Raw genomic sequence first — 22,081 nt, 5'->3', positions numbered from 1 at the left:
TTAAGATGGGCGGACGAAGCAGTCTGGCTGGTTCGTCACCCGCAGGCGGCGGCTCGCAGCGATCATATGCGAGCCAACCGCCGGGAAGATTCTCTACCAGATCCGAATGCGTTCGTCTGGTGCAATGTACAGCGGATCGGTTTCATCGATTCGGAATGCGGTGTACCAAGCGTCCATGTTTCGGACAATTCCGTTGACCCGGTATTCGCTGGGGCTGTGTGGATCCGTGATCAAACGTTTCCGCAGTTCTGGTTCGCGATACAGACGACGCCAAATCTGGGCCCATCCGAGGAAGAATCGCTGATCGCCGGTCAAATTATCGATGACCTTGGCCGATTCGCCTTCGAGTGACAGACGATAGGCTTCGTAGGCGACGCTCAGGCCGCCCAGGTCGCCGATGTTTTCGCCCAGCGTCAGTTCGCCGTTGACGTTCATGTCTTCGAATGGTTTGAACTCGTTGTATTGGTCGACCAGGCCCGAAGCTCGCTTCTCAAATTCTTCGCGATCCTTCGGTGTCCACCAGTTCACGAGGTTTCCGTCGCCGTCGTACTTGCTGCCTTTGTCATCGAAGCCGTGTGAAAGTTCGTGGCCGATGACCGCACCGATTCCGCCGTAGTTGACCGCGTCATCGGCGGCCAAGTTGAAAAATGGCGGTTGCAGGATCGCAGCCGGGAAGACGATTTCGTTCATCGTCGGGTTGTAGTAAGCATTGATCGTCTGAGGCGTCATGTGCCATTCGTTGCGATCAATCGGGCCGCCCAATTTGGCGAGTTGACGTTCGGTTTCGAAAATCGATGCGGCGATCAAGTTGGTCGCGGGTGACTCATCGGTGATCTCGAGTTTGGTGTAGTCCTTCCACTCGTCGGGGTATCCGATCTTGGTGTGAAACTTGCCAAGTTTCGTGAGAGCCTGTTTCTTCGTTCCTTCGCTCATCCAGTCGCGAGATTCGATCCGTTCGGCGAAGGCACGTTTGAGGTTCTCGACCAATTCGTTCATACGACGCTTGGCTTCGGGAGCAAAGTGCTTCTCGACGTAAAGCTGACCGACGACCTCGCCCAACACGCTGCCGGTCAAATCGACCGCTCGTTTCCACATCGGTTGTTGTTCATTGATTCCCGAGATGGTTTTGTCGTGGAATTCGAAGTGGCGTCGTTCCAGTTCTTCGGTCAACACCGATGCGTAAGCGTCGATGGAGTGAAATTGGAAGTAAGCCTTCCACGCCGCGAGATCGTGGCTTGCGAAAATATCGCTGAGCGATTTTAGGTAGCTGGGCTGACGCACAACGAAGGTGTCTTGGTCGGTCAGGCCAATCGCCTTGGTCATCGCGGGAACGTTGAAGCCTTCGATGGTTGCGTCGACTTCGCCCAACGCGAGCTTGTTGTAGGTCTTCTCTGGATCACGATTTTCGGTTTTGGTCCATTGGTTCTTTGCCAGTTCGGTTTCGATGGCAACGACTTGCTCGGCCAGCTCTTCGGCTGATTCAACCGACAGGGCGTTCAGCATGTCTTTAACGTAGACCTGCAACGCTTCACGAGCCGAAACATATTGCGGGTCGTCTTCGAGGTAGTAGTCTCGGTCGGGGAGCGTCAGCCCGGATTGAGACAGGTACACCGTGTAGGTGTCGCTGGCTTTGGCATCGACACTGACATAGGCACCGAAAGGAGCATCCACTCCCAAGCGTGACAGTTGTCCGATTGTGGCACCCAAGTCGTCTTTTGAATTCAATCCTTCGACGACATCCAAGACTGGCTGGATGGGTTTGAGTCCCATCGAGTTGCGTTTTTCGAGATCCAGCACGCTGCGGTACAGATCGCCAACTTTTTGAGCCGGAGTACCCTTCTCGGCTTTCTCTTCGGCTGATTGCTCGATCAACGTCCGGACTTGTGTCCGCGTTGCGTCATCCAAAACGGTGAAGATCCCATAGTTGGATTTGTCCGATGGAATGGGAGTGTTTTCCAACCACTCTTCGTTGGCGTGCAGGTAGAAGTTTTGTCCCGGCTCGACGGTCGTGCTGAACAGCGATTGATCGATGCCCGAGACTTTGGTGGCCTCGGTCTTGCTGGCTTTGCTGGGGGCCTCCGCCGAAACAACGGATGGCGTCAATGCGGTGCCAATCAGGATCAGCCCCGCAGCGGGAATGCTGACCGAGGACAAACCGGCCAGGGCATTTCCAAAGCAGCCCTGCAGGCGATTCCACCGAGAAAATCGGGGAGAAGTTGTTGAAAGCAAACGAATGGTCACGAGCAATCCTTTTGTCGAAACGAGTCGATTGAAGGGAATCAATGAGATGGTGCGAAGTCAGCGGAGAAATGACCGATACGATTCCAGCAAACTGCCAGTTCGGGAGGTCGGTCTCCGGGGGCATCGTCCCACAAATCTGGGCCGGTGTCAGGTGCCGAAACACGACACTCGTGCACCTTGGGCGGGTAAGATGTCTGGCCCCCCTGTTCTCCCGCCTTTCGTTGCTTCTGCGAGGAAATCATGCCCAAGTCTCACCCCACGCCCGAGTCGCAATCGGTCTCTCGTCGCCGGTTCCAGAAAACGGCCGCGACCACGTTTGTGCTGTCCGCCGGAACGGCTTTGTCGCGTGCCCGGGCAGCAGGGGCCAACGACCGCGTCGGTCTGGGGTTCATCGGTGTCGCTAATCGTGGCAGCCAATTGATGAAAGCATTCGCCGAACACGAGGATTGCCAGCCCGTCGCCGTGTGCGATGTGGATTCCAATTCATTGGCAGCGGCTGCGAAAAAGGCCGGCGAAACGGCGGGGAGCAGCGTCTATCAAACGGGCAACTATCGCGAATTATTGGAACGTTCCGACGTCGATGCCGTGGTCATCGCCAGCCCTGATCACTGGCACGCCTTGCAGATGATCGAAGCCTGCCAAGCGGGCAAGGACGTTTACGTCGAAAAACCATTGTCGGCAACGATCGTCGAAGGCCGAGCGATGGTCAACGCCGCTCGCAAATTCAATCGAGTCACGCAAGTCGGCACGCATCGCCGCAGCAGCCCGCTGTATCAGGAGTTGGCCGGGCGGGTGCAGGATGACTTGCTGGGCAAAGTCTGCGTGTCGCGTGCCTATCGGCTCAGCAACATGGCACCCGGTGGCATCGGCAAGCTTCCCCCGTCCAAGCCACCTGCGCATCTGAACTGGGACATGTGGGTGGGGCCGCGGGCCGAGCAACCCTATCAAGACAACATTGCTCCGTACAAATTTCGTTGGTGGCAGGACTACAGTTCGCAAATGGGGAACTGGGGAGTGCACTACCTCGACGCGATTCGTTGGTGCCTTGGCGAAGAGGCACCGTCCAGCGTTTGTGCGATGGGCGGACGTTTTGGTGTCGACGATGACCGAACGATTCCGGACACGATGGAGGTGACGTTTCAGTTTGCGTCGGGACGATTGGCGGTCTTTGGTCAATACGAAACCAGCATGAACCCAACGCTCGCGTCAGGCGAAATCGAACTGCGCGGCACCAAGGGAACGGCGTACGTTTCTGAACGTCAGTACGAGATCCTTCCTGAACGACGCGGCCAGTTTTCGAAGCAAGAAGACTTTGCCAAACCGGAGACACGTTCGGAGGTTTCAAACAATCACGTGCTGACCGTCAATCACGCTCGCAATTTCTTGGACTGCATGGTGTCGCGCGAACGCTGTCACGCTGATATTGAGATCGGTCATCGCAGCACCACGTTCTGTCACCTGGCGAACATTTCGCAAACGTTGGGCAAACGATTGGATTGGGATGCAAAGGCGGAGCGGTTCACCAACGACGAAGCGGCCAACGAAATGTTGCACTACGAGTACCGTGCCCCGTGGAAATTGCCCACGGTTTAAGGCGTCACCCTCCGAATTCTTGGCGAATCCGGCTACGTCATCGCTGCGTAGGCCAGGTTCCACCTGGCGGTGGTCGTTGGTCGCGGCGTTCACCATGCCGTTGGAATGACCTGCTGCGATCCCGCCTCGCTTTGTTCCAAAGCATCGGACGGCGCGCCATGTGGAACATGGCCTACGGGGGGGCGGGGCGTTGCGTCGATAGTATGTTGGTGTCGGTTGCTGTGCATTCAGAGTGTAGGCCAGGTTCCACCTGGCGATGGTGATACGCTAGCCCAGGATGCAATCGCGAGCGAAGTTGAATCACACTTCTCGCTTTGTTCCAAAGCATCGATTGGGGTCGCCAGGTACAACCTGGCCTACAAGTGAATGGTTGGCTGAAGACCCTCTTATTTCAGCTTGTTCTCCAGTGATTCCAGTTGCTTTTGAACTCGCTGCTCGACTGCTTCGGGGCGGCTGAGTTCAGCGATGGACTCACTGATTTGTTGCAACTGCTTTTCCAATTGCTGGATGTGCATTTGCTTCATTCGGATTTGCTCCCTTTCAAGTTCGATGAACATCGCCTTGAGTCGGTCTTTGACTTTTGATTTTGCTGCGTCAGTTGCTTCGTTGTCGCTTGCTTCACTCAAACTCTTGAGCTCTTCGGCTATCTGCTGGCGTATTCTCTGAGTCTTCTCGACAACGTTTGGTATCGAAGCCGGCTTGTATGCCGGTGGAGCGGCAAACGGATCGGCTCCCGTTCCGGCCCCAAATGGATTTGATGTCTGCTGTGAGGCAGTCTTCTTGGGCGGGGACCCGCCAAACGGGTCGACGGTGGCGGGAGCAAATGGATCGTATTTTTGAGAGGTTGGTGCGAATGGATCTTGGTTGGCGAGTTCTTTTGAAAAGAACAAGTCAATGCGTGGGCGTCGGCCGCTGGTCTCGGACGACTCGGCCAAATCCAACGTGATCGCGACGTATTGTTCCATGTTGGATTTCAAGGCCGTCTGGCTTCCAACCGGGACCTGCAACCACATGCTGCTTTGGTCTTTGGGAATGCTGAAGTCACTGGGCAGGAATGTCACGCGGTTCAAACCAAATCGCAATGCTTTCAGGCGAATCTTTCGTTTCCAAGAATCGACGTCTTCTTCTTTCAAACCCTCCGGCATACGAGCGATGACATGCCGCTCGGGCTTGTCAGGGATCGAGAGCTTCATGTCCAAGTCGATCAACCCCGAGGTGGGCTTTCGATACTGAACGGCGGAGACTGAGCCGCCCCCCATGCCTCCCATTCCACCTCCGCCGTAATCGTAGTTTGGAAAACACTTCAGGACGTCCTGGACCGTCATGAAAGGTTTGGTCTCGAAGTCATAATCGGGACCGAGAAGGATCGTGACCTTGAGAGGGAGGTTGGAAGGTGAGGGAGGAGCCGTGCTTCCCATTCCCATCCCTCCGTACATGTCATCCATCCCCATCCCCATTTCCATACCTCCTTGCGCCTGCAGCGAACCAGTGGGCATGGTGATGCCAAACATCAAAGAAAAGACAACCGCAAACAGCAGACTCAGTCGTGTGCACATGAGAATTCTCCGAGTAGGGCAGGTCTCACCTGGCGATGGTGATGGGCGTTGATGGGGGGCTTGCGAGGTGGTTGCTAGGACCGTTCGTTTGGTTTGAATCCGATCGGCCGGTGGGAACCGGCCCTACGTCGCCCATTGGCTCCGCCCAATGGAGTCCGATGCGCGTATGTTCCATCGGGCGGAGCCGATGGGCGACGATGTCTCACGGTTGTTTCTTAACATCGAGGCTTCGTTGCAGCGATTCGATCTGCTTCTGTATGAGTTCCAGTTGGGAATCGATCTCGGCCAGCGAGGTGGTTTCGTTCTTTGTCTGATCGTCCCACACCGATTCGGTGACCGGACCCGCGAGGACAAAGTCGGGGCCAACCGCTTCTGACGGAGTCGAGGACGGATGACTGGCGGGGCGTGTGACAATGAAGGGTGGTTTCGTTGTTCTTGATCGGTCCCAAAGGTTGATCGCCGCCAACGGGATGGAAGCCGCGACGAGTACCGTCAGTAAAATCGCGAGACGGATGTTGGGTCTTTTCGATGCCATCACTTCGCTCGGTAGAGGAATGCTAGGTTGTTGCACGTGGGCCAAGCAGGCTTCCAGCAAACGCTGCGTTTCTTCGGCGCTGCTGATTCGATTTCGTGCATCCTTGCGAAGCAATTGATAGACCAAGTGGTCCATCCAAACCGGAACGCTCGCTTGGCTTTCTCGCATCGGACGATGAGGATGATCCGTGATCCGGCGCAGAATTCCGTAGCTGGTTTCCGATCGAAAAGGCGGGCGTCCTGTTGTCATCGCGTACAGAACACACCCGAGTGCAAAGAGATCGCTGCGAGCATCGACCGATTCACCACGTGCTTGTTCAGGTGACATGTACTGCGGCGTTCCCGCGATCACACCGGAGCGTGTGACGGTCACATCATCGGCGGCCCGGGCCAGACCAAAGTCGGTCAACATCGTTCGGTCGACGGCAGGTTCGATCAGGATGTTGGCGGGCTTCACGTCACGATGCACCAATCCTTGTCGGTGGGCGGCAGCGAGGGCTGCGGCGACTTGGATACCGATCCGCAGCACATCGGTGATCGGCAGCTGACCCTCGGTGTCGATGCGTTGTTGCAGTGTCCGGCAAGCCACATACGGCATCACCAGGTAGGGCAGGGTGGCCGATTCACTGACAGATAAAATCGGCATCACATTGGGGTGCACGATCGCCGCGGTCGCTTGTGCCTCGCGAAGAAATCGTTTGCGAGCCGTTCCGATCGAGGCCAAGTGGGGCGACATGACTTTGATCGCCACCGGACGATTCAGTTCCGGTTGAAAACCCTTCAGCACAATCCCCATTCCGCCATGCCCGATCACGGACTGGACTTCGAACTCACCGAGTTTGCCAATCGCATCGGGCTGATCGGTTGGCTGCAGAAACGACACCGCGAAATCGGCCAACCAAGCCGTCTCGCTGGGTGCGGCCAACTTGGGTGTGTCGAGCGCGAGGCTGCCCGACATGGTTTCACGCCGAAGCGATTCGCGAATCCCGTGGGAGGACTCAGCGAACTGTTCGATTCTGGTTTGGCAAAGCTCGCATTCGTCGAGATGGGAGGTGACGTCTTCGTCCGTCTGTGCGTCGGCGTGCTCGTCGAGCACCAATCGCAGGACATCGTCGCTGGGGTGCCAGGCGTTCACTGCATCACCTCGTTGAGAACCAATCGAATGCGACGCAAAATGCGGGAACGGGACATGTAAATGCTGCCCGCGGAAACGTTCAGTTCTCCGGCGATTTCAGCGACCGGTCGGCCTTCGATCATCGTGCCCCAAAACGCTTGCCAGCTGGTCGGGGCAAATTCGGAGCGGACTTTCTCGGCGGCCCAAACAATCAATTCATGTTGGTACTGATCCTCCAACGCGGGATCATCAATGGCGGGCTGTTGGTCGAGTTGCAACAGTGCGTCCGTGCCGCCCTGGCCGGTGATCTGTTTTCGCTGGCGAGCCATGTACTTGATGACGACGTTGCGGGAGACCTGGTGGACCCAACGCCGGAACGAGGCTTCTTTGCCGTCGTCAGAGAACCCATCAATGCTGCGTGCGATCGAGATCAGGACTTGCTGCGTGACGTCGGCAACATGCGACGGGGGCGTTCCTTGCCGTGCGACCAGGTGCTTGAGAAACGGCTCGTAGGTTTCGACAAACGACCACCAGGCCGATTGGTCTGCCGCACCGCCCAATCGAACGATCAAGCTCGGTCGTGTTTCGGGAGAATGCATGGCTGGGGACCACCGAAAAGAAAAGCTGCACCTGCTCCGTCACGTGGCTCCTGTCGGAGCGACGAAGGGAAGGACACTTGTCGTCTAAGCAACGCGTCAACAATAAGTGACGATGTTAGCGGTGTGGCGCAAGCCGCCCGGTAAGGAACCGGAGGGCTCGCGCCCTTCCGCTACGTCACTTATTGTTGACGCGTTGCTAAGAAGAACAGTCCTCCAGCGAGCGAGAATCTCACACCTGTCGAAAAGTTTTTTCAGATTCAGTTCTGTTTCGCTGGTTCACCCAGCGTTTCGCGAATGGCGTCGGCCAATTGTTCGCCCAGCTTCGATCCTCCGCCGACGAAGACTCGCGTCACGGTGCCTTCTGCGTCGATCACGACTGTCTGAGGAATCGCGTTGGCTTGGTAGCGTCCCGCCGCGACACCGTCGATGTCCAGCACGACTTCGGGGCTGACGCCAATCCGGTCGAGCGTGTTGCGGATGTCTTCCGCACTTTCTTGCAAGTTGACCGCGACCAAACGGACTTGTTCGGGATCAAATTCGGCAACGGCTTCCTCGATCACCGGCATGGCTTGCATGCATGGACCGCACCAGGTCGCCCAGAAATCCAAAACCAGCGTTCGACCGGTTTGATCGGCGATGCGAAACGGTTCGCCATCCAGTGTTTTGAGTTTGAAGTCTGGAGCAGGGTTTCCCACCAGAGGAGACCGAGTGCCAGCCATCGAATCGTCGCCGCCACCCGAGTCGCCAATGATTGGTTCGGGGGCATTCACGAGCTGCCAAATCGCGTGCGGGTCATCCGCCAACTCAAAGTCATTTCGCACACCGAGATAAAGTTCTTCGCAGTTGGCGAGCGGCAGGCGAATCGGACCGAGGAAAAAGTTTTCACCGATCAACGTTTGATTAATGACGCTCTCGGGAACCAAGGACAATCGATTGCCATCGTGCATCTTGCCTTGCACGGTAAGGCCAGCGGATTCATCCGTTGCTTGATCGGTCGCCAGCACTTCGGGTTCATCATCCACGTCGGCATTGTTCTCGTCTTCCACTTCGACCGGTGGTTTCAGCCAGATGATTTGCGAGATGACATTGCGCGGAATTGAGATCGTTTCCAAACGCGATTCGACTTCGGCGGTCTCTTCGGTCAGGCTGACCAGTCGGCACCGCATCATGTCTCCGTTCCGAGCAATCAGGAGATGGGTTGGCGGACTGTTCTTTCGATTGCGGGGAACGGTCAAAAGTCGTTCGCGTTCCTGTTCGTCAATGACCGAATTCGCATTGCCACCATTCAGATGGAGAGCACGGATTTGTTCACGAGGAAGCTTGGTCTTCTTCGTCATGCTCGACTCAAAAGTGACCTCCCGTTCATCAATTGCAATCACTTTGCCCGGAATGACTTCACCGGTCTTCAAGTAGATCGGTTTTCCGCTGACTGCTTTCTGGATAGCTGCAGGATTGAACGCTTTGTTGAATACATTCCAAACCCCAGCCTTCGCGGCTGGCTGAACAGCGATGACTTGGTTCTGAACGACCCTCAGACCTTTTTTTTGTTGTGCGGCTTCGCGAATTTTCGCAAGCCGCTCGATACGCAATTCCGTTGCCGATTTGGTGGTTTCGATGGTCGGGCGCAGGATGAGTTTGCCTTGGAGGCTGGGAAGCATCGTCGACGCGGCGATCTCCGTTGGTCCAAACCGAAGTGGTGTCGGCTGGTTGTCGGGTTCCGTGTCGAGCAAGCGTCCATGCAGACGCGTTCCTTCGAGTTCCAATCTCATTTGTCCGCGGAGAGACGGCACCGCCGTTTGTGAGGACTGGAAATCGATTGTGTCGATGCTGGAGATCGGAATCGAAATTTGGCTTTGCGTCGCCTCAGCGATGACATGCATTGCTTGCTCGTCGATTCGCTGCAAGCGTCCGCTCAAACGCATTCCATCAAAGGTTCTGATTTGTAAGTAATCAATGGTGGTTGATTGTGGCTCCAGATCACCTTTCGGGATGGCTCGACGAAAGTCCATCACCAGGATTTCGTCGCTCGAGACTGATCGTTCTTCTTCGCCGTCTTCAAATAACCATTGGTCGTCTTGGATTGCCTTCCAGCGTCCTTGAAATGCATCGCCATTGACCAACTGCACGGCTGTATCGAAGCCGGGACCTTCCGAGTTTTCGACTGTCTTCGCGCGATCACTGGACTTCGGATTCAGGCCGGTTGCATGTAGAACCTGAAGCGAACGGATGCGAAGGACGCCGTCGATGTTGCGGAAGTAAATCCCAGTCAGCGCAACTCGCGGCTTTTTGATCGGTAGGGTGTACTGCGTCAGCGTTTCGCCACGCATGGATTCGATCATCACGTGCCGGTTGGTTTGGTCGATTTTTAATGTCACCTGCAGTCGATTGCCGAGTTCTTTCAGTTTGGCAATTGACTGAACACCCGCCAACGAACCGTCTTCCCAGACGGCGACGATGTCTTCGTCCCAAACTTCAATGTGAAAGGCATCCGCCCAAGTGTTCTCTGCGGAACGCGGATCGACGCCCACTGCGATCACGAAGTTGGGCTTTCCTTCCCAACTGATGTCCAGCTCAACGCGGGCTACTTGCGGTAGTTTCAAATCGCGATAAAGGGTTGCCATCGTGGCGCTGGTTTCCAGCGTGCCTTTCGAGTCGGTCCAGCTTTCAATCTGACCATTCGATTCCCAATCGTCTCGGCTGCCGGGACCTTGGAAAACCACGGCGCGGCTGTCGTCCCATCGAAAGATCTGTCGGACCATTGCGAGCGGTAATTCCGACGGTTCGTCTTCCCCCAGAGTGACGATCAACGGATCGCCGACTTCGACAATGTTGCCAAACAGACGATCGCCGTTGAGCAATTCAAATGCAAACTTCCCTTTCGTGGCGGTGATGTCCGTCGGAGATGGGAAGGTGGCGGACGCCAACGTCGAAAACGGAAACTCAAACGGAGTCGCGAAACCGGCGTGTTGCCAGTTCACCACCGGAGCCGCGTCGTCGGCGTTCAATTCGGAGGGCGAGAATTGTCCCTGAACATAATCGCCATTGTTCAGTCGCAGAATTCCAGGCAATTCATCGGCGACCAAGTCGGCAGTGAACATCGGTGAGGTCAGGAATCCAAGAAGGCATCCCAGCAAGGGCATGGACACATGAACCGCCGTGTTTCGTCGTTTCATGCGATCGTGATTCTCAGTTGTTTTCATCGTTCGTAGATCGGCAGGAAACGGAAGTTGAGCGCCATCGCTAGCAGCGACAAAGAGGTTTCGACGGTGGTGCCATAGTTGCCGGAAAAACTGCCGTCTTCGTTCTGTTTGGCCTTCAGTTGACGGATCAATTCCTTGTTCCATTTTTCCCAAGCTTCGACATCGCCTTGAAACAAGGCTTGGGCCTGGTAGTAGTTTCCGTAGCTCATGTAAGCCCCGCCGGAGGTGTCCATTTGATTGGTGAGTGCAGCGAGAGTGGCTTTGAATTCGGGCATGTCCTTGCGGCGAGACACGGCGTAGACCAAACATCCGATCGATATTCGTGGTGTTGAATTATCAAAACCGCCAAGCCCAGCGTAAGCAACTTGTCCGGACGAGCTGGTCATGGATTTGAAGTAAGCCACGCCGCGATCGATCGCTTCGTCAGGGACTTTGACGCCAGCGTTGCGAGCCGCCAATAATCCCACCATGACAGCGCCGCTGACGGAGGTATCGGCGTCTTTGGCGTCCGCACCATATCGCCACCCACCGTAGGAGTTCTTCTTCTGCGACGTCACCGCGCCGCGAACGGCGAGTTCCAAGGCTTCGCCGAGCGAGCGATCGAGTTTCTTGCCGCCGGTGGTGAGCAGGCGTTCGTTGACCACGCCGTAAGCTTCGGCGAGGGCCAAGGTCGCGAAACCGTGGTTGTACATACTGGCGTGACCGCTGTTGCCGCCAAGGATGCCCGAGGTGGGGTCTTGCGAGTTGACGATGCTGATTAGACCGCGGCGGATGTTGCTGCTGTAGATGCCGTAGTTGGGGTCTTCTCCTGAGGCCAGGAACGTCATCACGGCCATGCCGGTTACGCCTGGGCCGGCGTAGGAGCCTTCGGACCAATCGCCCGATTCGCGTTGTGATTTCGCGAGGTATTGCAGGCCTTTTTCGTAGACCTCTCGCACATCACGCGGGACCACATCGCCGAGCTGCGCGGTTGGGAACTGGGCATAGGCGGGGGCCGGCATGAACGTGCCGATTACCATCAGAGCTAGCAGCAGTGATAGATGCACGAGTGTCGTTATCTTCATTTGACCAGTCCTCGTAACTTCAGCATTGGTATTGCATCGTTCGCTCGGTTCTCGAGTCGTTTGATCACGACCATTTGTTCGTCATCGAAGTGCGAGGAGTCATCATCGTTGGCCAATTCGACTAGCCACATAATGAACAAAGAGCCGCTCACAGAACTGCGTCCTTCTGTGGCGGGGATATTCCCCAATTGTTGGATTTTCTTTTGGAAGTGTCCCTGGAGTTCCCGCTGTTGTTTCGCTGTTAACGCCATGCCACGACCGATCGTCGAAAGGAAAACTTTCCCTTGCAGCTCCATCATGACTCTGGATTGTTCTAGTTCGCGTTCCAGGATCTGCTGCGTTTGGTCGTCAGTCATGACATATCGCGTTGCTTTTTCCATGAGGGAACCGTCTCCAAAAATGCCCTGCGACAACTCTTGTTGAAGTGGCGACGCCAATTGGTAGGCTTCATTGATATTGGCGTTGTTGTCCTTATGCTCCATCCTCAGAAATTTCTCACGAGCTTGGTTGACTCGATCAAAGAAACGTTTGATGTCACCTTGACCAGCCAGACGCAGGCAGTCCTTTTGGCTCTCTGTTAAAGGAGTGGATTGCTCGATTCGGACAAATTGCAATTCGATTTTGTTTTGCAGACCTCTTCGGCATTGCTCCTCATCGCGTCCGGCGGTTTGGAAAATCCAACTGTCAAATTGCGCTAGGCTGATTTGGTTCTGAGCCTCACATCGGTGAGTCGACACTGCGACGATGGACCCTAGGAAAGTTGCGAGGGACCACGTCAACAATTTGTTTGTGTTCATGGCAGCCATTCCTTTTCAAGGAATAGTTCAGCATTCTGACCGAGCATCACACTGATGTTGACTTGCTGGAATGACGCCCAGGCAACTTGTTGCTCGGTGGTCAAAACCTTTCGCAACAGATTGCTGGGAATGATGGGGACGAATCGTTGGTTGTCGATATAGGCAACGACCCACTGGGAATCCAAATCCGGCCATTCTTCCAGGAAGACCTCTCGAAGTTTTCGTTGTTGGGATTTGCTGAGGGTCAATTTGTAAGTCACCAAAGCGGCCAGATAGTCAGAAGCCGCTTCCTGCTCGAATCGTTCGCGTTGAGAGGATTCCTGTTTGTATTTTTGGTATTGCTCATCCGACAAAAGTAGGGGGAGATACTCCATGGTGTCTTCGCGGATGCGTCGCACGGGATTTTGATTGAGCCTTTGTCCATCCAGTCCTCGGTATTGAATGGTAGAAGCTGTCCTTCCTCGAACCTTTGGGTCGAGGATGTCCACCATCCCTTCGAGTGAATCTTGAGCGGACTCAACAATGGCTTTCATCTGTTCTTCGGTCGGTTCGCAGACTCGGTGCACAAATGAAAGTTCCGCATTCACCAACGGTTTAAGAAACTCAGGCGGTATGGGTTTCTTCGCCGGCGGTTTGGGTTCTTCTGCTACCAATTGATTGAGAGCATTGAATTCTTGTACTGCTTGCACTCTCTGTTCCTGTGATGAGACAGGACGAGTCGTCAATGCCAACAGTCCAAGCAACAGGAAACTCCAGCGGCGGGTGACCATCAGGTGCCTCCCAGTCGGCTGAAGTATTGATCCAGGCCGCGACGGAATTCTTCGGGCAGTTCTGCGCCGGTTTCACCCGTCGATTGGGTGACGTTTTTGTTCTCACGCACTTCTTTTTCGTTCTTGCTTTTGCCCAGCAATGCCAAAGCGGAATCGGTGCTGTTGCCACCGCCTGATCCGCCACCCGGTGAACTGCCGCCACCTCCGCCGCCCTTCGGGTTGATGCGTTTGGATCGCAGGATCAACTCAATCGCTTCGGTCTCGGCTGCGATGGCTTGCGAGCCCGTGTTGGGTTGCTTCAAGATCGAAGTCGCGTCGGTCATCACAGCATCAACTTGCGTTAGCATCTTGAGCTCTTTCCCGAAATGCTTGGTCGCGTCCGGCAATTCGCGGATGCGTTCAATCACGTCCACAACCCGTTCGTTGATCTCCGTTTGAGTTTTGGCCAGCGTCTCGGCCGTGGCCTCGTGGTCCGTGGCGTCAACGGCCGCTTTGGCTTGTTCGGCCACGCGAGTTTCGTCACGCAGGTTGACTTCGGATTCCAGAATTTGCATCACGTCGCGAACGATCGATGGTGGCAAACTTTCCGGTGACTTGCCGCCGGGGCAACTGCCGTTGCAAGCGGGATCGACCAAGTTTTCAGCCCAACGGTCCAGTGAGTCCGACCAGAACTCACACTGTGCGACGGACATGCCCTGTTGTTCTTTGATCGCCGCGGAAAGTTGACGCAGGCCACCGATCACATCACTGGATTTCATCTCGTCCAAGGTGACTTTGAACTGAGCGAAGCGTCGTCGTTCAAAGTAGGCCTCCATGTCGTCCATGATGTAGGAGATCTGTTCGGTGCTTTCATCCTCGGCGGTTTGAAGTTCCGTGAATACCTCTTTGACTTCGTCGTCGATGCGCGGGGCACTTTGGCCGAACGCGGGTTCGAGGTGATTGGTCAGTTGCTTGGCGACCAAGTTCTGTTTGCGTGAGGCAGCCTTCAGTCGTTTGACCAACGTGCTGCCTTCCAGGTTTGCCAGGATGAGATTGAGTTCGTCGGCGATTTTGTCGAATTCGTCGAGCAGTTCCTTTTGCTCGGTGATCGCTTGGGCCATCTTCAGCGGCTCATCCTTCTTCGGTTTGTCATCCGAAGGTTGGCTCTTGCCCATCACGGTGGTCGTTGGCAAACGCAGCGCAGGGTTGCTGGGTTTCTTTGGTCCGCCGGGCGAACCTTTGCCTTCGTCGGGTGAGTTGGCGGAGGATTCCATGTCGGCCAACTGCGGTGCCGCTCGCGGTTTCGGGCCGGGGTGCTTGGACATTTCAGATCCGGGGCCCAGGCCGCCCGCACGGCTTTGTCCCGCTTTGGGGCCGCCGGGACTTTTAGGGCCAGGCTTCGATGCAATCTTCGGTGCTTCTTGGGCCGCGTCATCCAGCAAACTCGCGACGCTGGGCATCCGGTTGTCGGACAGATCTTGCAAGACTTGCAGCATCTCCGCCCAACGTTCCAGGTGGCCAACTCCGATTTCGGGATTCTTCGAGGCTGCCAAAACCAACTGGTCGCCGACTTGGCCGAGCCGTTCCAAACGACGCCCATTGGATCGTTCGGAGGATGCCTGGCGTTCGATGTCGCGTTGGTGCTGGTCGAGTTCGACTTCGTCGGCGGACAACGCTCGAAGTTGTTTGTTCTTTTCGTGGAGTTGTCGTTCCCGGTCGCGAACATCGAGGGCTTGGCGGTGCCATTTGCTCAATTGTTCGGTCATCCAGATCGCATGTTGGTCCGGGGTGAGGACGTACAACAAAAACGGCGGTGACAACACACGAGCACGCTCGGGCAAGTAATCCTCCGCCCAAACTTGCAGTTCGATTGGTTGAGCGGGAATCCCCAGCGACTTGGCCGAGAACGTTCCCATCGCTTCCAGGCTGGCCGCGGTCGGATCACCCGCCGCGAGAGCCCGTTCGCCTTCGGCCGGTTCTTCGACCGCACCGACGTCCATGCCTTTCCACTGGATGCCAACGCGGCGGATGCCGAAGTCGTCGTTGGCACGGACCTGGAAGGTCAAGGTTTCTGAATCCAACACGACCGCTTGGCGTTCCAGACCATCGCAGATCAGTGTGGGGGCCTCGTCGTCAATCGCTTCGATCGACAACGTGAATGGTTCGCGTCCTGTCAGTCCCATCTGGTCACGCCACTGGAATTGCAGCGTCTCGGTTTCAATGGCTTGCACAGGATCGCTGGCCAATTGCGGTCCGTCGACCGGACGCGATTGTTCGTTGACCTTGCCGTCGGCCAATTCACGATTGGCAATCGCGGTCACAACAGCTTGGCTTCCGCGAACGACGGTCAAAGAGCCGCCTCGCGTGTCAATTTGTTTGGGTTCGGGTTGGCCGAGGTATTCGGGCAAGTTCACGTCCGCGACAATCTTGGAAAGCTCGGGACGCAAAGTGGGTTTCAGCTTCACCGACTGCTTCACGTCGCCAACGGTGAGCGACATTGGATGTTCGCTGAGTTGAGGCGGCACCGCAAAGGCGTACTGCCCGTCGCGGAGGGTGGCTTGGATTGGTTTTTGTTGACCGATGTGCAGTTCGGCGGACTCGGGTTGCCAGCGAGAATCGGCGCTCAAGGCAACCGGCAGGACCACGGGTTCGCCGTGTGGGATGTAGACGTCGTTTGCCAACGCGTCGATTCGGGTGAACGTGTACCGTGGCGTGGAACCCCAGGGGGCCAACAACCGAGTCATCGCGTTGCCGGTTGCGGCGGGGTAGGTCACCGCCAAGGCTCCGATGGCCAGCACCGTTGCGGCGGCCAAGCCGGTCCAGGCTTTGTACCAGGAGTTCGGTGCCGCGCCGCGGAAGTCTTTGCCGGCCGCGTCGTCAGCGACTTGCGTCATCGCAGCTTGGCAAAGCTCGGGCGAGCGGGCTTGTTCGGACGCGTTGTGAGTCAGCTCTATCACGCCCAACAATCGGTCGCCGATCGAGGGCATCTTTTGGCTCAACAATTTGGCCAGCGGCTCGAGGGCTTGGTGCTTGTAGACCCATTTGTAGATGGCCCACGGAACAATCGCGATCAGTGCGAATCCGCCGATCCAAAGCAGGCCTCGCAGAATCGCCGGCGTGTCGGTGAAGCGGTCCATCCCGTAGACGAGCAGGAACGCCAGCCCAATTCCTGCGACCACAATGGCGACGGCTTCGGTCAGTTTGATTTGCCAAACTCGCCTCCGGTAAGCCAGCAATTGCTGCTTGAGCGAATCGGGAATGCGCAGATTTGTTTGCGCGGGTGAATGGTTGTCTGCAATCTTCATATCAATCCGACTCCCTTGCGACCGATCCAAAACAATGCCAACAGAGCGATGAATCCACCGACGATTGCCGGGTGACTCCAAAGTGCGATGCGACGAATCGAAGGCGGACGATCGGGCATGGCGGACAGCCACGCGATCACGTCTTCCACTCGATCGACGGTGAAGACTTGCCCATTGGTGACGCGAGCGATCTCTTGCATCACGTCGGGGCGAGCCGGTTTTCCAATTTGTTCCAAGGCGACTCCCTGAGCAAACACCGTGGTCTGCAATGAGTCACCGGTTTGTTTGCAAAACAAAGTCAACTTGTGTTCGCCAGGTTCTTCCGGTGTGAAGCGGCCTGCGAACGCACCCCAGGCTTCGCCCGAGGATTGCAATTGAATCGTTTGTGAACGGCCCGACGGAGCCACAATTTGCAGCGTTACGTCACCACCGGAGAGCGGTTCGCCACTGGCTTCCATCACGTTTGCGTTGACGCTGACCGTTTGGCGGACTTGCGGTTGTTCGGGTGAGTAATACAGCCGCATCGTTTCGCCTTGGGCCATGTTCCGGCGATACGCCATCCAGCGAACGACTTGGCCCCAGAACCGATAGTGGTACAAGTCCTCGACGCCTTTTCGCCAGCGCCAAGCACCGTCGGTTCCCATGAACAGGACCTTGCCCGCTCCATACGTTCGCGTGACCAGCAGCGGCAGACGGCCGAATCGGTTGCTGACCTCTTGGTGAACGAGCAACGTTTCCGACCCCGGTTTCGCGGCCAACACCGGGGCGTACCACTGGAAGCCAGGCAGGTTGCTCCAGACTTCCAGGTTGTCGTCGGCGGTGTCGGCGAGTTTGGTCAGCAAACTGCGACGACCCAGTTGTGTGAGTTCGAAGTGCTGTGCGGTGCGTGAACCCCAACCGCCCGGTTGGCCTTCGTCGAGCGTGACCGGCAACAGATCTTTCAGCGGTGTTTCCCGCAAGCTGAACTGGCGGCCTTCCCAACCGGGAATGAAGACGAGACCGCTGGCCTGTTGTTCGACCAAACCGTGCAACCATTCGCATTGTTCGAGCGTCAATTGATTGTCGTCCAAGCCCACGTCGCCGAGGAAGACGACGTCGTACTTCGATAGCTCTTCTTTGGTGTCCGGGAAGGTCGCGATGTAATCGGCGTTGCCTCCGCCGCGAGCGTCGAGGCCCGGGTGAAAGAGCAAGCACGAAACCTCGACACCGGGGTCTCGCGACAAAGCGTTTCGTAGATAGCGGTATTCCCAGCGAGGCACCGATTCGATCACGAGCACACGAAGTTTCTCTTCTCGAATGGAGATCGGCGCGGTGATCTCGTTGTTGTCATCGAGCAGCTCGTTGGGATGTTTGCTGATCGTCAGCGTCAGCGTTTCATCGCCGAGGTCTTCTGGTTCCCAATCGACCGAATCATTGGTGCGGCCCATCGCGGCGATGCGAATGTCCTTGGTGATCGTCTCGCCTTTCGAGGTGGTCATCGTGACCGTCGCGGCGTGGTCTCGCGGCAGCGAACTTTCGATCGAAAACGGGATTCGAACCTTCTTACCGCCGATCGCAAACGTTGGCACATCGAAGCTGAGCAGTTCGACATCGGGCAAACGTTCTTCGCTGCCAACTGGAACGGTGAACACGGGAATGCCCATCGATCGCAGACGTCCGGCCGCACGCACGGGCGCGTCGCCTTGGTTCCAGTCACCGTCCGATGCCAGCACCACACCGAGCAAATGTGGGTGCTTGCGAACCACGTCCAGCAGCGGACTGGAAAGGTCGGTGCCTTTCTCTTCCATGAACTCAGTGGTTTCACCGGGAGCGACTCCGGCAGGATTGGAGATCGGATTGATGCGGTTGGGATTGTTCGGTTCTGGTTTGGTTTCGGCGAACGGTTCGATGACCACTTCGGCGCGTGACTCGAGTGACTTCCAAGCCTCCATTTGGGTCAGCGATGCGATTGCTTCTTCGCGGGTTTGAGGTTCGGACTGCACCACGTCGCGTGTTTGCATGCTGCCCGAATCGTCGTACAGCACCGCAACGACAGGTTTGTCATCGGGAACATATTGTTCGACCCATTCGGGACCGCCGAGCAAAATCGCGGCGACCACGACGACGATTAAACGCAACCCTTCCAGCAGCACGGTCGCTTTACGGAAATGGTTTCGCCAGCACGCGAGGAAACCAAGCACTAGCGTCGCTGCGATGGCGATCACCGCGATGGCGATGGTCCACGGCGTCCAGGCGAACGAGAGTGAATGAGTTTCGATCATGCCGTGGCACCTCCGACGGATGGGGAGGCCGCTTGGGCGGATTGCCGCGGCAAACACAAGATGGCTTCACCGATCATGGCAATCAGCATCAGAATCAGAAACGCTCGCCAGACTTCGTCGACCAAGGAATTGGATTCGCCCGCGGTTTGGTTGACGCGTTCCAGCACCAAGCCTTGGAAGAGGTCATCGATCTGAGATTCTTTCAACGTATCGGTGGCGTCCTCGCCTGCTGAGCGATTGATCGCGTTGTAGCGATCGCCGTCGGCGTAGACCCCTGCGGTGAAAGCATGTTCGGTGGACAGCGAATTGTCAGGGCCTTGCAGTCGTTTCCAGTTCGCCGCCAGTTCGGCATCAACGGTTCCGGCGTCCAGGCGACCGGTGTTGGCGAGCGAGGCGGCACCGTCGACCAAGGCTCGCTGGATCATCACGTATAGCACGACACCGTCGGACGAAAGAGTCGAATCCTTGCCGGTCGGCGTTGTGCCGCAGAAGTAAACTCCGCCGCGAGGCGTGGGGACTCGGACCAAGACGGGTTCGTCGTTGGATAACTTGGCCAGCGTAGTGGTTTCGCCAGAGAGTGCCGCGAGGCGATGCACTTTCAGCTTTCCAACCGGCAAGGAAGCTCCCGCCAATGTCTTGCCCAGCAAATCCGCTTCGCCTCGCCATGTCGCGATGGACACGTCGTCTTTCAAATCCGTCCAAGGGGAATAGGACACGCCGAACAATTCCGCCTTGGGATTCGGGTTGGCGGGAGGAAAGAAGATCACACGACCGCCGCGGTCCAAAAATGATTCCAAGCGTTTGCGAAGCTCGGCATTGGATGCGCCGACGGGCAGCGGGGCTTGCCAAAGCAAGAGTGCGGTTTCATCCCAGGCGATCGATGGAACTTCGGCGGGCAGGAGGACCTCCGCGGAAGCGTCAATGTTGGGATCCGGAGTGATCTCCGCCGCCAATCGCAGCACGTTGGCAACGTCTTCGTTCGAAGACACGACCACCGTTTTTCGAGGCGGTGGCTGATCGAAGACGAAGTAGTACGTGTTGTCAGCGTTGTTGCCATCAGCAGGCAAAGACACGTGCCCAAGTCCGCGTTCTTGCTCACGATCCAAGGGGACTCGCAAGTCAGTGAATTCGCCCGAACCAGAATCAAGTGGCAGCTCGACAATCGATTCGGCTCCATCGAGATCCATGCGGATGGATGTGTTCGCCGGTGTGTTCGATGTGTCGCCGTCTTCAGAATCGCTTTGAAGTTTGCCTGACAGCGTCAGCACTCGCTCGTCGCCTTCGGTTCGCAGAGCAATGTCGTCGATGCGAATCGATCGGTTGGGCTGGTCCGTTCCCGCGACGGTCAGCAATCGGAAGCGAACTCGGCGTCCGAATTCGGCCAGTGCTTCGCGAAGAGTGGGCCAACGCCCGTCTCGTGATTGCCAATCATGCTCACGTGCGTCGGAGCAAATCCAAACGTCGGTTTGACCCATCGAGTTGGCTTGGATGGTGTCCAGTGCCGCCAACATCATCGCAGGAATGTCCGCCGATGCATCCGAAGGTCCGGTCTGCGGGAGGTCCAGTAATTCCTCGGGCGACGCCAGTTCTCGAGCAGGAGAGGAGTCCGATGCAGTGACCGTGTTGCTGTCGATCAGCAGGACTCGGCCGGCACCGAGTGTTTGCAGTGTTTCCGCGATTTGAGCGACGCCGGCTTCCAGTTTGGTTCGCGAATCGCCCGCTGCGTTGGCGTTCATGGAAGGCGAACGATCGAGCAACACAATTGTGTTCGCGGACGAGCCTCCTGAGAGTGAGCCAACCAGTCCGCCACCTAATGAACCGCTGGCGAGTGGTCGTCCGATGGCGATGATCAATGCCAGCAACACCAACGTTCGCAAAGCCAGGATGGCCCACTGTCGAATGCGAGCGTAACCGCGATTCATCCGGTTCGCGGCCAGCAGGAACATCATCGCGGCCCACTGTGTCGTTTGATAACGACGCTGGTTGATCAAGTGAATGATGATCGGCAGCAACGCGATCGGCAGAGCGAACAGCATCCAGGGTTGAAGAAAGCTCATCGTCCCCCCTTTGCCATCGCGCGTCGGGTCAAAAAGTTCGTCAGCACTTCGGGGTACGGTTGATCGATACTGACTCGGTGATAGTCGACACCGGAGGACACCACGATTCGTTGCAGTTGATCCAGGTAGTCTTTCAAGGCATCGTGATACCGATCTGCGATCTCACTGGGTTCGGCAAAGATAGCGGTGCCGCCTTCCATGTCGAGGAAGCGAGTCGGCCGCGAAAATTCAAAGTTCAGTTCCATCGGATCGAGCAGATGGAAGAGTGATAGATCGTGTTTGCGAAATCGCAAGTGTTCGAAGCAGCTTCGCAGTTGATTGGGATCAACGAAGAAGTCCGAAATCACGATCACCATCGCGGCTTGGCGAGTCGTTTCGGCGAGTTCATGCAAGACGTCGACCAGATGGGTTTCGCCTTGGCCGCGAGTTTCTTCGAGGGCATCGAAGATGGTCTTGAGGTGAGCGGGGTTGCGTCGTGGTGGCAAGTGACCGGTGATGCCATTGCTGACACACGACAGTCCGACGGCGTCGCCTTGTTGCACGGCCAAGTAACCAATCGCGGCGGCGATGCGACGGGCGTACTGCAGTTTCGTGAGTTCGCCGGAGCCGTATTCCATCGAACCGCTGGTGTCCAAAACCAGTTGCAATCGCAGGTTCGTGTCGGCTTCGAATTCTTTGACGTAGTAGCGATCGCTGCGACCGTGTGCTCGCCAGTCCAATCGTCTCAGGTCATCGCCGGGAACGTACTTTCGGTACTCGGCGAACTCCACACTCGCGCCCCGCATCGGGCTGGTGTGCCGACCGGAAACATTGCCTCGCATTGGCCGGCGCGCAAACAAAGGCAACCCCGACAAGCCTGCCAAGACCTTCGGTTCCAAAAATTCGCGAGGAGTGTGTTGTTCGGACAAGGGGAGTTGGGAGTTGGGAGTTGGGAGTTGGGAGTTGGGAGTTGGTTTCCGAAGGAGCGAAGCGACGCGATGTCCCCTCTCCACCGGCTTCCGGGGGAGAGGG

13 protein-coding genes are annotated in these 22,081 nt (G+C 56.7%); 1 reads left to right on the top strand and 12 read right to left on the bottom strand.

Annotated elements, in window-relative coordinates; translation table 11 throughout:
- Positions 1-93 precede the first annotated feature (93 nt).
- Positions 94-2,283, bottom strand: a complete 2,190-nt coding sequence (locus RE6C_RS20145; RefSeq protein WP_008659524.1) for a M13 family metallopeptidase — start codon at positions 2,281-2,283, stop codon at positions 94-96.
- Positions 2,284-2,481: 198 nt separating this feature from the next.
- Here RE6C_RS20145 and RE6C_RS20140 point away from each other — a divergent pair, with 198 nt between their 5' ends.
- Complete coding sequence (locus tag RE6C_RS20140) at positions 2,482-3,834, top strand: Gfo/Idh/MocA family protein (protein ID WP_008659521.1); 1,353 nt, start codon at positions 2,482-2,484, stop codon at positions 3,832-3,834.
- 386 nt (positions 3,835-4,220) lie between these two features.
- Here RE6C_RS20140 and RE6C_RS20135 read toward each other — a convergent pair whose 3' ends face one another.
- The 11 genes from RE6C_RS20135 to RE6C_RS20085 form a co-directional block, all read right to left on the bottom strand.
- Entirely contained in the window at positions 4,221-5,390 is a 1,170-nt protein-coding gene (locus RE6C_RS20135) for a hypothetical protein (RefSeq protein ID WP_008659520.1), read from the bottom strand.
- Positions 5,391-5,592: 202 nt separating this feature from the next.
- The gene (locus RE6C_RS20130) at positions 5,593-7,059 is read right to left on the bottom strand and encodes a serine/threonine-protein kinase (RefSeq protein ID WP_008659519.1); all 1,467 of its coding nucleotides are present in this window, start codon (positions 7,057-7,059) and stop codon (positions 5,593-5,595) included.
- Positions 7,056-7,637 carry a sigma-70 family RNA polymerase sigma factor gene (locus tag RE6C_RS20125; RefSeq protein WP_008659518.1) on the bottom strand — a complete coding sequence of 194 codons (582 nt, stop codon included), beginning with the start codon at positions 7,635-7,637 and terminating at the stop codon, positions 7,056-7,058. The genes RE6C_RS20130 and RE6C_RS20125 overlap by 4 nt, the downstream gene beginning before the upstream one ends.
- A gap of 257 nt (positions 7,638-7,894) precedes the next feature.
- Positions 7,895-10,810, bottom strand: coding sequence for a TlpA family protein disulfide reductase (locus RE6C_RS20120; protein WP_236618368.1), 2,916 nt, complete (start codon positions 10,808-10,810; stop codon positions 7,895-7,897).
- A 23-nt stretch (positions 10,811-10,833) separates the two neighbouring features.
- Positions 10,834-11,901 carry a prenyltransferase/squalene oxidase repeat-containing protein gene (locus RE6C_RS20115; RefSeq protein ID WP_039962732.1) on the bottom strand — a complete coding sequence of 356 codons (1,068 nt, stop codon included), beginning with the start codon at positions 11,899-11,901 and terminating at the stop codon, positions 10,834-10,836.
- Positions 11,898-12,698 carry a hypothetical protein gene (locus tag RE6C_RS20110; RefSeq protein WP_236618367.1) on the bottom strand — a complete coding sequence of 267 codons (801 nt, stop codon included), beginning with the start codon at positions 12,696-12,698 and terminating at the stop codon, positions 11,898-11,900. Before RE6C_RS20110 ends, RE6C_RS20115 begins: the two co-directional genes overlap by 4 nt.
- Positions 12,695-13,468 carry a hypothetical protein gene (locus tag RE6C_RS20105; RefSeq protein ID WP_008659511.1) on the bottom strand — a complete coding sequence of 258 codons (774 nt, stop codon included), beginning with the start codon at positions 13,466-13,468 and terminating at the stop codon, positions 12,695-12,697. Before RE6C_RS20105 ends, RE6C_RS20110 begins: the two co-directional genes overlap by 4 nt.
- Positions 13,468-16,752 carry a hypothetical protein gene (locus tag RE6C_RS20100; protein WP_008659510.1) on the bottom strand — a complete coding sequence of 1,095 codons (3,285 nt, stop codon included), beginning with the start codon at positions 16,750-16,752 and terminating at the stop codon, positions 13,468-13,470. The genes RE6C_RS20105 and RE6C_RS20100 overlap by 1 nt, the downstream gene beginning before the upstream one ends.
- A complete protein-coding gene (locus RE6C_RS20095) occupies positions 16,749-19,013 on the bottom strand; it encodes a DUF1355 domain-containing protein (RefSeq protein WP_008659508.1) in 2,265 nt (754 codons plus the stop codon). Before RE6C_RS20095 ends, RE6C_RS20100 begins: the two co-directional genes overlap by 4 nt.
- Positions 19,010-21,070, bottom strand: coding sequence for a BatA domain-containing protein (locus RE6C_RS20090; RefSeq protein WP_039962730.1), 2,061 nt, complete (start codon positions 21,068-21,070; stop codon positions 19,010-19,012). Before RE6C_RS20090 ends, RE6C_RS20095 begins: the two co-directional genes overlap by 4 nt.
- The gene (locus tag RE6C_RS20085; protein ID WP_008659505.1) at positions 21,067-21,978 is read right to left on the bottom strand and encodes a DUF58 domain-containing protein; all 912 of its coding nucleotides are present in this window, start codon (positions 21,976-21,978) and stop codon (positions 21,067-21,069) included. The genes RE6C_RS20090 and RE6C_RS20085 overlap by 4 nt, the downstream gene beginning before the upstream one ends.
- Between the last annotated feature and the right edge of the window lie 103 nt (positions 21,979-22,081).

The organism is Rhodopirellula europaea 6C (genome assembly GCF_000338295.1).
GTDB lineage: Bacteria > Planctomycetota > Planctomycetia > Pirellulales > Pirellulaceae > Rhodopirellula > Rhodopirellula europaea.
The sequence above is the reverse complement of the archived record's forward strand: the minus strand, read 5'-3'. Positions and strand labels throughout refer to the sequence as shown.